Source organism: Streptomyces sp. Tu 3180 (assembly GCF_009852415.1).
In the GTDB taxonomy this organism is placed as follows: Bacteria; Actinomycetota; Actinomycetes; order Streptomycetales; family Streptomycetaceae; genus Streptomyces.
The window spans coordinates 736,829-750,809 of record NZ_WOXS01000002.1 but is presented as its reverse complement, the minus strand read 5'-3'; the positions used below and the strand labels follow the sequence as shown (position 1 = coordinate 750,809).

At 73.0% G+C, this 13,981-nt stretch carries 12 protein-coding genes and 1 pseudogene; 1 reads left to right on the top strand and 12 read right to left on the bottom strand.

What is annotated here, in order from left to right; translation table 11 throughout:
* Positions 1-29 precede the first annotated feature (29 nt).
* From GL259_RS04275 to GL259_RS04265, 3 genes are all read right to left on the bottom strand, one after another.
* On the bottom strand, positions 30-404 hold the full coding sequence (locus GL259_RS04275; RefSeq protein ID WP_159529305.1) for a hypothetical protein: 375 nt from the start codon (positions 402-404) through the stop codon (positions 30-32).
* Positions 401-2,113 carry a cytochrome c oxidase subunit I gene (ctaD, locus tag GL259_RS04270; RefSeq protein ID WP_208026430.1) on the bottom strand — a complete coding sequence of 571 codons (1,713 nt, stop codon included), beginning with the start codon at positions 2,111-2,113 and terminating at the stop codon, positions 401-403. The genes GL259_RS04275 and ctaD overlap by 4 nt, the downstream gene beginning before the upstream one ends.
* Positions 2,114-2,484: 371 nt before the next feature.
* Positions 2,485-3,474 carry an SDR family oxidoreductase gene (locus GL259_RS04265; RefSeq protein ID WP_159529304.1) on the bottom strand — a complete coding sequence of 330 codons (990 nt, stop codon included), beginning with the start codon at positions 3,472-3,474 and terminating at the stop codon, positions 2,485-2,487.
* Between the two features lie 248 nt (positions 3,475-3,722).
* Here GL259_RS04265 and GL259_RS04260 point away from each other — a divergent pair, with 248 nt between their 5' ends.
* On the top strand, positions 3,723-4,580 hold the full coding sequence (locus GL259_RS04260; protein ID WP_159529303.1) for an MBL fold metallo-hydrolase: 858 nt from the start codon (positions 3,723-3,725) through the stop codon (positions 4,578-4,580).
* 29 nt (positions 4,581-4,609) lie between these two features.
* Here the strand turns inward: GL259_RS04260 and GL259_RS04255 are convergent, their stop codons facing one another.
* From GL259_RS04255 to GL259_RS04215, 9 genes and pseudogenes are all read right to left on the bottom strand, one after another.
* Positions 4,610-5,725, bottom strand: a complete 1,116-nt coding sequence (locus GL259_RS04255) for an amidinotransferase (RefSeq protein ID WP_208026429.1) — start codon at positions 5,723-5,725, stop codon at positions 4,610-4,612.
* Between the two features lie 131 nt (positions 5,726-5,856).
* The gene (gene hypE / locus GL259_RS04250; RefSeq protein ID WP_159538366.1) at positions 5,857-6,897 is read right to left on the bottom strand and encodes a hydrogenase expression/formation protein HypE; all 1,041 of its coding nucleotides are present in this window, start codon (positions 6,895-6,897) and stop codon (positions 5,857-5,859) included.
* 37 nt (positions 6,898-6,934) lie between these two features.
* On the bottom strand, positions 6,935-8,131 hold the full coding sequence (hypD, locus tag GL259_RS04245; RefSeq protein ID WP_159529300.1) for a hydrogenase formation protein HypD: 1,197 nt from the start codon (positions 8,129-8,131) through the stop codon (positions 6,935-6,937).
* On the bottom strand, positions 8,128-8,376 hold the full coding sequence (locus GL259_RS04240; RefSeq protein ID WP_159529298.1) for a HypC/HybG/HupF family hydrogenase formation chaperone: 249 nt from the start codon (positions 8,374-8,376) through the stop codon (positions 8,128-8,130). Before GL259_RS04240 ends, hypD begins: the two co-directional genes overlap by 4 nt.
* A gap of 241 nt (positions 8,377-8,617) precedes the next feature.
* Positions 8,618-9,128, bottom strand: a pseudogene (locus GL259_RS04235) (hydrogenase maturation protease).
* A 17-nt stretch (positions 9,129-9,145) separates the two neighbouring features.
* The gene (locus tag GL259_RS04230; RefSeq protein WP_159529296.1) at positions 9,146-10,816 is read right to left on the bottom strand and encodes a hydrogenase maturation protein; all 1,671 of its coding nucleotides are present in this window, start codon (positions 10,814-10,816) and stop codon (positions 9,146-9,148) included.
* Between the two features lie 172 nt (positions 10,817-10,988).
* Positions 10,989-12,467, bottom strand: coding sequence for a glutamate-cysteine ligase family protein (locus GL259_RS04225; protein WP_159529294.1), 1,479 nt, complete (start codon positions 12,465-12,467; stop codon positions 10,989-10,991).
* Positions 12,468-12,649: 182 nt separating this feature from the next.
* The gene (locus GL259_RS04220) at positions 12,650-13,102 is read right to left on the bottom strand and encodes an SRPBCC domain-containing protein (RefSeq protein WP_159529292.1); all 453 of its coding nucleotides are present in this window, start codon (positions 13,100-13,102) and stop codon (positions 12,650-12,652) included.
* Between the two features lie 176 nt (positions 13,103-13,278).
* The gene (locus tag GL259_RS04215; protein ID WP_159529290.1) at positions 13,279-13,938 is read right to left on the bottom strand and encodes a lysophospholipid acyltransferase family protein; all 660 of its coding nucleotides are present in this window, start codon (positions 13,936-13,938) and stop codon (positions 13,279-13,281) included.
* Positions 13,939-13,981 lie beyond the last annotated feature (43 nt).

Here is a 13,981-nt window from a genome sequence, read left to right as displayed (position 1 = left end):
CCCCGGCACCTCCGCCCCCGCCCGAGGGGTCAGCGGACGAGCAGGCCCACGAGGGTGCTCAGGGCGCCGGCGCAGGCGAGGACGGCGCAGGCGCAGACGACATGGCGCCTGAACAGGTCGCGCCGGAGCGCGGCGTACCGGGCCTCGTACTCCTGCCGCAGCTGCGCGGCGCGTTCGACCGTGCTGCGCAGCATGCGGCGGGTGAAGTCCAGACGCCGTTGCACGTAACGGTGCATGAGGTCCTCGGCCTGGGCCGACGTCAGCCACGGCAGTCCGGCGCACAGCTCCTCGGCCTCGCGCCGCGCCTCGTCGATGTGGGCCTGCGCCATGAGGTGGCCCTCCGCCTCCGCGACGAGCGCCGAGACCTCACCGGCCTCCGGACGGGGGCCCCGGCCCCTGATCACGATCTGTCGCTCTCGTGCCCGGCGGCGTCGATCACGTCGCGTTTGCCGACGTTCTCCTTCTCGTCCAGCTGGGCCACGTCGGGGTGGTGCAGGTCGAAGGCGGGGGACTCGGAGCGGACCCGGGGCAGCGTGACGAAGTTGTGGCGCGGCGGCGGGCAGGAGGTGGCCCACTCCAGGGAGCGGCCGAAGCCCCAGGGGTCGTCGATCTCGACCTTCTCGCCCTTCTGCGCGGTCATCCACACGTTGTACAGGAAGGGCAGCGTGGACAGGCCGAGCAGGAACGCGCCGATGGAGGAGACGGTGTTGAGGGCGGTGAACCCGTCGGCGGCCAGGTAGTCGGCGTAGCGGCGGGGCATGCCCTCGGCGCCGAGCCAGTGCTGCACCAGGAAGGTGGCGTGGAAGCCGATGAACAGCGACCAGAAGTGAATCTTCTCCAGGCGCTCGTTGAGCATCGTGCCCGTCATCTTGGGCCACCAGAAGCTGAATCCCGCGAACATGGCGAACACCACGGTGCCGAAGACCACGTAGTGGAAGTGGGCGACGACGAAGTACGAGTCCGTCACGTGGAAGTCCAGGGGCGGCGACGCCAGCAGCACTCCGGTCAGGCCGCCGAACAGGAAGGTGACAAGGAAGCCGAGCGCCCACAGCATCGGGGGCTCGAAGGACAGCGAGCCCTTCCACATGGTGCCGGTCCAGTTGAAGAACTTCACCCCCGTCGGCACGGCGATCAGGAAGCTCATGAAGGAGAAGAACGGCAGCAGCACGGCGCCGGTCGCGAACATGTGGTGCGCCCACACCACGGCCGACAGCCCGGCGATGGTGATGGTGGCGCCGACCAGCCCCATGTAGCCGAAGATCGGTTTGCGGGAGAAGACGGGGATGATCTCGCTGATCACGCCGAAGAACGGCAGGGCGAGGATGTACACCTCGGGATGCCCGAAGAACCAGAACAGGTGCTGCCACAGGATCGCCCCGCCGTTCTCGGCGTTGAACACCTGGGAGCCGAAGCGCCGGTCCGACTCGAGCACGAGCAGCGCCGCCGCCAGCACGGGGAAGGCGAGCAGCACGAGCACCGACGTGAGCAGCACGTTCCAGGTGAAGATCGGCATCCGGAACATCGTCATGCCGGGGGCGCGCATGCAGATGATGGTGGTGATGAAGTTGACCGCGCCGAGGATCGTGCCGAAACCGGAGAGCGCCAGCCCCATGATCCACAGGTCGGCGCCGAGCTGGGGGCTGCGGGTCTGGTCGTTCAGCGGTGAGTAGGCCGTCCAGCCGAAGTCGGCCGCGCCCTCGGGGGTGAGGAAACTGGAGACGGCGATCAGGCCGCCCAGGGCGAACAGCCAGTACGACAGCATGTTCAGCCGGGGGAAGGCGACGTCCGGGGAGCCGATCTGCAGGGGCATGATCGCGTTGGCGAAACCGGCGAACGTCGGCGTGGCGAACAGCAGCAGCATGATCGTGCCGTGCATGGTGAACGCCTGGTTGTACTGCTCGGTGGACAGCATCTGCATACCCGGCCGGGCCAGCTCCGCCCGGATCGCCATCGCCAGGACCCCGGCGATCACGAAGAACGCGAACGACGTGATCAGGTAGAGGTGTCCGATCTTCTTGTGATCCGTCGTGGTCACCCACGACACGATCACCTGCCCCCTGGTGTGACGTTCGCCCGCCGGAACAGGAGCCACCGGTTCGGTGTGTGTCGCCATCAATTTCCTCGATCCGCAGCGTTCATCCAACAGCTCGACACGGCCGGCGATCCGCTGCCAGTGCCTCGCACCGCGGGGCCCTCGCCCGCGCGACGCGTAACCAACCCCACGGAAAGTAGTCCCGCCGGTCCGACGCCATCGCCCTCTGTGGGCCGCACCTCGGCCGAACGGTCGAATGTTCCACCCACTCGGGTGAACGGGCCGGAACTGCCCGGATCCACCGCGAGACGGGCCGCGTGACCGTCCGTCAAGGCCGCCGTCCCGGTGCTGCGGGGGCGCCACCGGAACCACCGTCGGACGGCCGCGCGGGGCGGCCGCGTGCCGGTACCGGCGCCGGAGCGCCGGTACCGGCACGCGCGCAACCGGCGGGGTCAGCAGCCCGTGGCGCCGCGGCCCATCCGGCGCCCCGCGGTCACGGCCGCTCCCGCCAGCGCGGCGACCACGGCCGTCCGGCGCACCGCGGTGCGCCGCCGCCCGCCCCAGCCGCCGTGCACGGATCCCTCGCCGGCGGCCGGTACGTGCACGGCTCCGTGCGTGGCCGGGGCCTCCTCCTTGCGCGACAGGTGGGTCTTCTCCGTCTGCCGTGCCATCACCCGCTCCGCGACGGCCGGCGCCGTCCGGGACTGCCGTACCAGGGCACGGGCCGCGGGACCCACCACCACTTCGCGGCGCGGGTGGCGGACGAGCTTCACGACGGCGCGTGCCACCCGCTCGGGGCTGTAGACGGGCGGCATGGCGACCACCTTGCGCCCGGTGAAGTTGGCCGCGTGCTGGAAATGCGGAGTGTCGATGGTCGCGGGCATCACGGTGCACACGTGGAGGCCCTTCACCCCCTCCACGCGCAGCTGTTGCCGCAGGCTCGACCCGAGTCCCTGGACGGCGTGCTTCGACATGCCGTACGGGTGGCTGTACGGCTGGGTGACGGCACCCACGACGGACGAGATGTTGATCAGCGTTCCCCTGCCCTGCTCCCGCATCACCCGCAGGGCCGCACGCGCCCCGTGCACGTAGCCCATCACGTTGACGTCCAGGACCCTGCGGAAGTCCTCGAGCGGTACGTCCTCGAACCGGCCGAAGGTGTTGACGGCCGCGTTGTTGACCCAGACGTGGATGCCGCCGAACTCCTCCACGGCGCGGCGCGCCAGGTTCTCGACCGCCTCGGCGTCCGTCGTGTCGGTCGGCACGACCAGGGTCCGTGCCCCGCGGTGCCTCGCGCAGTCCCGCGCCGCCGCCTCCAGCGCCTCCTCGCGGCGCGCGGCCAGCACCACGGCGCAGCCCTTGCGCGCGAAGGCCTCGGCCGTGGCCCGCCCGATCCCGCCGGACGCCCCGGTCACCACCACCACCTGATCCCGCAGTCGCATGCCTGTCCCCTCACGTCTTCCGAACCGGACGCCTCGTGTCCGGCCGTGCGGCGGACCGGGTACCCGGAGCGGAGGACGCATCCCGTGGAAGGGGGCGGCGACGTCACCGGTGATCGGCCCGCGCGCCGTGCGGGCCGCCGTCCGTCCCCGGCGTAGTGATCACGGCGCCCATGGGTACCTCGGGCAGGAGGGGGGAGCAGCGCGGGCGGGCGGTGCGACGGGCCCCCGTCCCGACGGAGGGGATGGCCATGGCACGGAATCCGGGCGACCTCACGGACGAGGCGGTCACCGTCACGTTCGTCGGCAACGCCACGCTCCTGATGAGGTACCGGGGGCTCACCCTGCTCACCGATCCGAACTTCCTGCACCGCGGGGAGTACGCCTACCTCGGGTACGGACTGCTGAGCCGGCGCCTGACCGAACCGGCGATCGGCATCGGTGACCTCCCCCGCCTCGACGCGGTGGTGCTGTCGCACCTCCACGGCGACCACTGGGACCGCCGGACGAGCCGGCAGCTGGATCACGAGGTGCCGGTCCTCACCACGCCGCACGCGGCCCGCCGCCTCAGGGTCCTGCACGGTTTCCGCCGCACGGCGGGGCTGCGCACCTGGCACGGGCTCGCCGTGGAGCGCGGTGGTCACCGGGTCACCGTCACGGCGCTGCCGGGCCGGCACGCCGGCAACCGGCTGCTGCGCGGTCTGCTGCCCCCGGTGATGGGGAGCATGCTGGAATTCGGTCCCGCGGGGGGACCGGTCCGGCTCCGGCTGTACGTGTCCGGCGACACGCTGGTGTACGACGGCATCGAGGAGATCGCGCGACGCTTCCCGGCCGCCGATCTGGCCGTGCTCCACCTGGGCGGCACGAGGCTCCCGGGCGGCTTCGTCGTGACCATGGACGGCGCGCAGGGAGCGGAGCTCGCCCGGCGCCTCGACCCGCGGCTGGTCCTGCCCGTGCACTACCACGACTACACGGTGATGCGCTCTCCGCTGTCCGCTTTCCTCGCCGAGGCCGACCGCATCGGCCTCGGCGACCGGATCGTCCGCTGCGGTCACGGACGGAGCGTCCGCCTGACCGCCGAGCGGGGCGCGGCGCCGGTGGCCTTCTGACCCGGCGCGGGACCCGTACGGCCGGCCGGTCAGTCGAAATAGGACTCGAGCGTGCCGCGGCGCCGGACGTCGAGTGTGGCGCAGTGGAACGAGCCGCCGAACGCCGCGTAGTGCAGCAGGTCGCACGGGATCGGTTCGAATCCCCACCGCTCGAGCGCGCGCAGCATGCCGGTGTGGTGCCGCTCCGCGATCACCCGTTTCTCGTCGACCATGAGGACGTTCATGCTGAGCCACTTGCCGCACATGGAGGTGATCCTGAGCAGGCGGTCGTCGATCGGGTCCGGCTCGGGGGCGACCAGGACGTCCCAGGAGTCCAGCACGTCGGGCAGGCGGTCGACGTCGACGTATTCGGGATTGACCAGCGCCTTGCCGGGCGCGAGCAGGACGAACGTCGTGTCGATGTGCATCGGCGTGCGGCACCGGCTCTCGATCTCGTGGATGCGGTAGCCGGATCCCAGATGGCGGCGCAGCCAGTCGATGCCCATGGCGTTGGTGACGTTGCTCCGCGTCACGAAGAGGTCGCGTCCGGCGCGCACGAAGTCCGCCGCGTCGAACACCGGCTCGAACTCGGTGAGGATGTAGCGCAGGGGCTCGTCCGCCGCCGGCACGCTGAAGTCCGCCTCGAACAGCTCGTCGGTGAGCTGCGGCCTCGGCGCCGCCGTCCAGCGCGCGCCGCGCCGGAAGTAGTCCTTCAGGATCGTGCGGTAGGAGTGCGTCTCGAAGTACCGGCACGGCCACGCCATCGGCGTCTCGATGATCTCGTCGCCGACGACGAGCATGCTGTCGCGCGGACAGCTGTTGCAGAAGCCGCGCGAGGACCAGTCGGGGGTGCCGAAGCGCTGCCGGTGGTCGACGGCGTCCGGGCGTCTGACCGTGACGCCGAGGGACTGCAGGAGGGCGATGAACCCGTCGAGCTCCCGCTGCGCCCGTTCGACCAGGACGCGCGGGTACCTCAGGCCGGCGGCGCGCCCCTGCACGCGCGCCGCCCACCGGGGGATGTTGCAGGTCACGACGGGATGGTTCGACGGGATCGTCGCGCCCTCCAGGCGCCCGACGATGATCTCCTCCAGCGGATCCCACTCGTTGTGCGAGTTGACCGGGGACGCGCCGGATTCCGTGGAGGGGGCGGTCGCGGCCGCCGTCATGACATCGGGCCTGCGCACAACCGTCATGTCGAACCGCTTTCGATCACAGAAGTGTGTAACTCAGTATAGTCGAACCATCACTCCCTGAAAGGTCGGCCGCGGGGCGGACGCGGAAGCCGCGGTCGGCCGGGTCAGCAGATGCGCGGGAGTTGTTCGCCCATCGGCATGTCCACCACCCGCGTGCCCCCGAGCCCGGTCCGCGCGACGACCATGCCCGGGTGGTCCGCGACCACCTCACCGATGACCGCGGCCTCGGCACCCAGGTGGTGCGCCCGCATCGCGGCCAGAACCGCGTCGGCGTGCTCCCGGGGCACGAAGGCGACGAGTTTGCCCTCGTCGGCCACGTACATCGGGTCCAGACCCAGCATCGCGCAGGCACTCGCCACCGGCGCGGGCACGGGGACGGCGCGCTCCTGGACGACGATCCCGCACCCCGAGGCCGCGGCGATCTCGTTGAGCGAGGCGGCCAGACCCCCGCGGGTCGGGGCGCGCAGCACGTGCAGGTCCGCGGTGACCGACAGCATCGCCTCGACGAGCCCGCCGAGCGGTGCGCAGTCGCTCTCGACCTCGACGTCGAACCGCAGGTTCTCGCGCCTGCTCATGACGGCCACGCCGTGCACGCCGACGGCGCCGCTCACCAGGACGACGTCGCCGGGGACCACGCGCTGGGGGCGCAGGTCGACCCCGGCGGGGACCACGCCGACGCCCGAGGTGTTGACGTACACACCGTCACCGTGCCCGGCCTCCACGACCTTGGTGTCACCCGTCACCACCCGCACCCCGGCGGCACGGGCCGCGCCACCGATCGCCTCGGCCACCCGGGTGACGGTGTCGATCTCGACGCCCTCCTCCAGGATCAGGCCGCACGAGAGGTAGGCCGCGCGCGCCCCGCTCATCGCGAGGTCGTTGACCGTGCCGTTGACCGCGAGGTCGCCGATGCTGCCGCCGGGGAAGAACAGCGGCCGGACCACGAAGGAGTCGGTGGAGAAGGCGAGCCGCGCGCCGCCGAGCTCGATCACGGCGGAGTCGGTCAGCGCGGCCGGGGCCGGTCCGCCGAGCGCCGGGAGGACGGCCTGCTCGAGGAGTTCGCCGGACAGGACGCCGCCACCGCCGTGGCCCATCACCACGCGCGGCCGGTCGCGCAGGGGCGCCGGACAGGTCCAGGACAGCATGTCCACAGCCGCGGTGGTCCCGGTGGTCCCGGTGGTCTCAGACAACGGAGCCGTCCTTCCGGTCCGTGACGGTCGCGTCCGCCGGTGCGACGGCCGCCGGCGCGGGGACCGGCACCGGACGGGCGGCGCTCTCCCGGTGGGCCGGCAGGTCCAGCCGCCGGTAGAGGTAGTACGCGGCGCAGGCGCCCTCGCTGGACACCATGGTGGCCCCCAGCGGTGTGCGCGGAGTGCACGTCGTCCCGAAGGCCTCGCACTCGTGCGGTTTCAGCAGCCCCTGCAGCACCTCGCCGCTGCGGCACTCGGCCGGTTCGAGCGTGGCGATGTCCCCCACCCGGAAACGGTGCTCGGCGTCGTGGTCCCGGTAACGCGCCGACAGGCGCCAGCCGCTGTCGGGAATGACCCCGATGCCGCGCCAGGCGCGATCGGCGACCTCGAAGACGTCGTCCAGCATCGCCCGCGCCGCGGGATTGCCCTCGGGCCGCACCGCGCGGGGATAGGCGTTGTCGACGGTGTGCTCGCCCCGTTCCAGCTGCCGCACGGTCCGCCGCACGCCCTCCAGGATGTCCAGCGGCTCGAACCCGGTCACCACGACGGGCACCCGGAACCGCTCGGCGAGCTCCGGGTACTCCCGGGTGCCCATCACGCTGCACACGTGTCCGGCGGCCAGGAACCCCTGGACGCGGCAGTCCGGCGACTGCATGATCGCCTCGATCGCGGGCGGGACCCGGACGTGCGAGACCAGCAGGCTGAAGTTGCGGATGCCGCGCCTGCGGGCCTGGTGCACCGTCATCGCGTTGGGCGGCGCCGTGGTCTCGAAGCCGATGCCGAAGAAGACCACCTCCCGGTCCGGGTTCTCCCCCGCGATCCGCAGCGCGTCGAGCGGGGAGTACACCACGCGGACGTCGCCGCCCTCGCTGCGGACCTGGAACAGGTCGCGGCCCGTGCCCGGGACGCGCAGCATGTCGCCGAAGGAGCAGAAGACGACCTCGGGCCGCGAGGCGATCGCCAGCGCCTTGTCGATCACCTCCAGCGGCGTCACACAGACCGGACAGCCCGGGCCGTGGATCAACTCCACCTCATCCGGCAGCAGTTGGTCGATGCCGTGCCGGATGATGCTGTGGGTCTGGCCGCCGCACACCTCCATCAGCGCCCACGGCCCGGTCACCGAGGCCCGGATGTCGTCGAGCAGGCGCGCCGCCGGCCCGGGGTCCTGGAACTCGTCGATGTACTTCACCGCCGCGCCTCCCCGCCGGGATCGTCGCCACCGGCGGCTTGGGCCGCCTGCTCCCACGGATCGCCGAACTCCTCCTGCAGCATGCCGAGTTCCTCGAACAGCTCCAGGGTCCGGCGGGCCGACCCCTCGTCCAGCCGCTGCAGGGCGAAGCCGACGCGGACGATGGCGTACTCACCGACCCGCAGGTCGGGCAGGTACTCCAGGCACACCTCCTTGACCACACCGCCGAAATCGACGGCGGCCATGCGGACGGCGCACTCCGTGCGCGCTGCCGGACCGTGCCGCCCGCTCGACGTGGTCCACGACCGGCAGGGCGACGGACATCTCGTGCATCGCCGCTCCGTCCTGGGCCGGGGGTGGGTGTGCTGCCCATGAGAGGCGGGGCCGGGGCGGCCGGCCGACCGGCGCGCCGGGGGGGAGGGGGGAGGCGGACGCGTAGCTCGTTCGGTGCACGCCGGGCGGAGAGGCCGTGGTGACGGTCCGCGGTCAGACCACGGCCCCGTCGCGGACCAGGTCGGTGACCATGCGCACCGCCCCGGGCACCGCGGAGGCCACCCGCGGGCTGAGGCCGACGCCCTCTTCCAGGACGCCGGGTTCGCAGCCCACGAGCCACGTGCGCCGCGGCGGTGCGGCGCCGGTGCCCGCGCACAGGGTGCCGAGCAGGGCGAGCACCGCGTCGGGCGACATGCGGTGACCGTCCAGGGCGAGGCCGTCCGGCGGCCGCCCGCCGGCGGGCGGCCGCCGCGTCGATCAGGTACAGCGTTCCCGGCTCCCCTCCCCGCGCCGTCGCGTCGAGGAGGACGAGCGTGTCGTACCCGTCGAGGAGCCGGTAGGCCAGGTGGACGCCGCGGATGCCGACGTCGGCGACCTCGACGCCCTCCGGCAGCGGCCGTCCGGACAGGCGGCGGGCCACCTCGACGCCGAAGCCGTCGTCGCCGAGGAAGATGTTGCCGACCCCGGCGACCAGGGTGTGCGGACGCGGCGTGCCGGTGGTCACGGGGTCCTCGGGGGAGTTCACGACGCGCGTTCCTTGCGGACGAAGGCCCGGCGCAGCGCGTGGTAGGGCGCGTCGGGGTCGAAGAAGATCCTGTGCATGTGCGCGAGTTCCCGCTCGCGCACCGTGGTCAGCGGGGTGACGGCCTCCCGGCGCTCGCACTCGGCCTTCTTCTCGGCGAGGCACGACTGCGCGCCGGGCGAGCCGGCCAGGTGGTGAGCCAGCCGGGTGACCTCGGCGGTGAAGTCCGCGGGAGCGCACTCGATCACCCGGTCGACCAGGCCGATGTCCCGGGCCCGCCCGGCGCTGAGCGGCAGCGCGTCCTCGGTGAGCCGCAGTGCCGTCGCGGCGCCCACCCGGCGCGGCAGGCTGTACGTCCAGTACTCGGACCCGTACAGGCCCATGAGCCGGTAGTGCGGGTTGAGCACGGAGCCGGAGCGGCACCACACCTCGTCGGCGGCCAGCGCCAGCATGACCCCGCCGGCCGCCGCGTTCCCGCCGACGGCGCCGACGACGAGACGGTCGGTGGTGGTCAGGACGGCCTCGACGAGGTCGTTCATGGCGTTGACGTTGGCCCAGGACTCCGCGGCGGGGTCGGGTGCCGCCTCGATGACGCCGAGGTGGATGCCGTTGGAGAAGAAGTCCCGCGCGCCGCCGAGCACCAGCACCGTGGTGGGCCGCTCGCAGGCCGCGCGGTAGGCGTTCAGCAGCCGTCGGCAGTGGTCGGTGGACATCGCGCCGCCGGGGAAGGAGAACGACAGCACCCCCACCGGGCCGTCCTCCCGGTACCGGATGTCCGACCAGGTGGTGTCGGACTCGGGGCACAGGACCGGCGCGGGCAGGTCCGGCACCTGCGGCAGGCGTCCGGACAGGGCGAGCACGGCGGGCAGCTTGCAGGCGCGCGCGGCGCCGGGGCCGGTCCGGGCCCGCAGTTCGGGGATCCACACCGCGCCGTCCGCCGTGGCCCGGCAGATCGCGCCCGCCCGGGTCGCCAGCAGCTCGCCGGGGCGTCCGCGCAGGCGGAGCTCGGGGTGACCGCCGTGCAGGAACCACTCCGCGCCGAGCAGTTCGTCCCTGACGCCGGGCTGGGAGTCGGCGGCGCGCAGGGTGCGCAGCACGGTCTCGGTCGGGTCGTCGGCCCAGGCGATGCGGCGTGTCTCCTGGCGCATCGGGGGACGGCTCCGGGCGCCGGGCGCGCTCGGCAGACCGCGCTGGTCGACGGGGGAGTGGCTGCCGGAGGCGAACCGCTCGACGGCCGTCAGCACGGCGTCGAGGGCCGCGTCGGACAACTCGTTGCGGTACAGGTCGCTCTTGGCCACCCCCCGCGGCACGGGAAAGGCCGCCGTGGCCCACACGGGCCCCGCGTCCAGCTCCTCCTCGGCCTGGAGGACGGTGACGCCCCACTCCTCGGCGTCCTCGTGGATCGCCCAGTCGAGGGAGGACGGGCCCCGGTCGCCGACCGGCCCGGGGTGCACGATCAGGCACGTCCGGGTCGCCCACACCTCGCGGGGGACGACCGTCTTCAGCAGGGGCGCCACGATCAGGTCGGGCGCGTGCCGGTCCACGGCGCGGACCACGTCGTGGCTCCCGGGCGTCACCTCGACGGCGACGGCGTGCCCGCGGTCGCGCAACTCGGCGTGCACCCGCTGCGTGAGGCTGTTGTAGGCGCTGGCGACGAGCAGGATGCGCATGGCGACGGCCCTTCCGAGGATGCTCCGGCCGTCGGGGATGGGCGGCCCGGCTGTCTGCGATGGTCGGACATACCGGGCCGTGAGCGTCGACATGAATCCCGCTCATCACCCGTGAGGGTGAATGTTTCGGTCGCATGGCGGACGGCCGGCGGCCGTGGACCACCTGTCCGGGTCAGTCGACGGGCCAGGTGTGCACCGGGGCGTTGAGGTGCATGTAGTCGATGTACTGCTGCGTCATCCGCCGCAGGGCCTCGTGGCGGCCGCAGTGGGCGGTGGCGTCGATGCGGTGGAACATCTCCTTCTGCCACACGGCTCCGTTGCGGCCGGTGACGCACCGCTGCTCGATGACGCCGAGCAGCGGCTCGCGCCAGGCCGCGTCCATGCCGGAGTGCTCCAGTCCGCGGTGCGCCAGCGGCAGCAGCCGCCGCAGGACCAGTTCGGCCGCCGGCACCTCGCCCATGCCGGGCCAGTACAGCCGCGCGTCGATGCCGTACCGCGCCGCCGTGTGCAGATTGTCCTCGGCCGCCGAGAAGGACATCCGCGACCACACAGGGCGGTCCTCCTCCACCAGGGCGCGGGTGAGCCCGTAGTAGAAGGCGCCGTTCGCGAGCGTGTCGGCGACGGTCGGGCCGGCCGGCAGCACCCGGTTCTCCACCCGCACGTGGGGCTTGTCGCGGGCGATGGCGTAGACCGGGCGGTTCCAGCGGTAGATCGTGCCGTTGTGCAGGGTGAGTTCGGACAGTTCCGGAACGTCGCCCCGGTTCAGCGTCTCCGCGGGGTCCTGTTCGTCGCACAGGGGCAGCAGGGCGGGGAAGTAGCGCAGGTTCTCCTCGAAGAGGTCGAAGACGCTGGTGATCCAGCGCTCCCCGAACCACACCCGGGGCCGTACCCCCTGCACCTTGATCTCCTGCGGGCGGGTGTCGGTGGCCTGCTCGAACAGCGGGATCCGGGTCTCGTGCCACAGCTCCTTGCCGAACAGGAAGGGCGAGTTGGCCGCGAGCGCGACCTGGACCCCGGCGATCGCCTGCGCCGCGTTCCAGTAGTCGGCGAACCGCTCCGGGGACACCTGGAGGTGGAACTGCGTGCTGGTGCACGCGGCCTCCGGGGTGATGGTGTCCGCGTAGGTCCGCAGCCGGTCGATGCCGGTCACCTCGATGTGCAGGTCCTCGCCGCGCGCCGCGAAGATCTGGTCGTTGAGCAGCCGGTAGCGCGGGTTCTCCGACAGGGCCCCCTCGCCGACGTCCTCCTGCCGCAGGGTGGGGAGGATGCCCGTCATGATCAGATGGGTGCCGATCGAGCCGGCGCGCTCCTCCGCGTGGTTCAGCGCGGCGCGGATCTCGGACTCCCAGGAGTCGGGGCCGCCCGCCGTCAGACGCCGGGGCGGGATGTTGATCTCGAGGTTGAACCGGCCCAGCTCCGTGGCCCAGGCCGGGTCCGCGATCGCCTCGAGCACATCCGTGTTGCGCATCGCGGGCTCGGCCCGGTCGTCGACCAGGTTCAGCTCGATCTCCAGCCCCACCTGGGGCCGCTCGGCCTCGAAGCGTGACTCGCGCAGCATCTGCGCGAACGCCTCGAGGCACTCCTGCATCTTGATCCGGTAGCGGCGGCGGTCCTCGCGGGTGAAGGTGAGCGCCGGGACGTCCCGTCCCATCGGTCTCCCTCCCGGAGTCTGGTCCTCGGACACCCTGTCCACCCCAGCGTCGCACCACGGGGCGGACCCGACCACGCGGGACGGTGCCGCGGGTGGGGCGTCCCGCGCGGCCGGGTCCGCCCCGTGGTGCCTCCGTCCGCGGCCGGCGACCGCGCTCGCCGGCCGCGTGTCCCCCGGGGCGCTCAGTCCGCCGGGCCCTCGGCGAGGAAGGCGCTCAGGCCGTCGAGGAGCATGGTGCTGCCCTGCTCGGCCATGTCGCGTTCCTCCGCCGTGCCGCACGTCTGACGGAGCACGATCCGCGTCCGCCGGCCGTCCTCCTCGTCGAGCTCCAGGGCCATCTCGGCGGGCGCGGGCCTTCCGGTCACGTCCATGCCGAGCACCAGCAGGCGGTTCTCGGCGACCTCGAGGTAGGAGCCGGTCAGCGGGAACCGGTCGCCGCCGGGCGTGAGCATCGTGGACTTCCAGGTGCCGCCCGGCCGTACGTCCATCTCCACGGAGCCCGGGACGGCGTGGGCCCACCGGGCGTACCGCTCGGGGGTCGTCCAGGCCCGCCACACCTCCTCCACGGGGGCGTCCAGGGTCCGGGTCAGCGTGTAGGGGAAGCCGTCGTCCGTGGTGGTCCGTCCGGTGCTCATGCCGTTGTTCCCTCGTCTCGTGCGGGATCGGGATCCGTCGGGGCTGTAGACGTGCGGGGGCCCGGAAAGTCATCGGTCGCGGGCCGGGCCGGCGGACCGCGCGGACACCACCGCCGCGTCCGGGCCCACCGGCGCGGCGGGCCCGGACGCGGCGCCCGCCGCCGCGGCGCACCGCGTCAGCCGTCGTGGGCCGGTTCGCCCACGGCCCGTGCCGCCTGCCGCCAGGCCGCGGTGACCGCCCGGTGCGCCGCCTCCGTGCCGCTCGACGCCCCGGCCGGCAGGTACAGGGGGCTGCCGATGTGGACGTGGAGGCGCGGGCGGCGCAGCGGGGCGGTGAGCACACCGGCCAGCTGCTTCGCGACCGGGCCCGAGGCCAGCCGCCGGGCCCCCGCCTGCCCCACCGGGACGACCGCGGCCCGGGTGGCGGCCGCGAGCCGCGCCGGACCGGTGCGGAAGGGCCGGGGAGGGGCACTCGCCGCGTCCCCGCGGCGCGGCAGCCCTCCCTCGGCGTAGATCAGCACATGGCGCCCCGACCGCAGTGCCCGCGCCGCGGCGTCGAGCGCCTCCGCCGCGCGGGCCGACCCCCGGTGGACGGGGACGTGTCCCTCCTTCGCCAGGACGCGTCCGAGCCCGGGCACGCGCCACAGACCCGCCGTCGCCAGGACGACCGGCACCACCCCCACCCCGCGCAGGGCGGCCAGCACGAGGGCGGGATCGGCCAGTGAATCGTGGTTGGCGACGAAGACGCTGCCCGCGGTGAAGGGCCCGTCGGTCTCGCGGGTGACGGTGAGCCGCCCGGACAACGGCACCAGGGCGGCGGCGGCACGACTGAGCAAGGGACGTCCTCTCGACGCACACGGAAGTCTCGCCCGTCAGTCT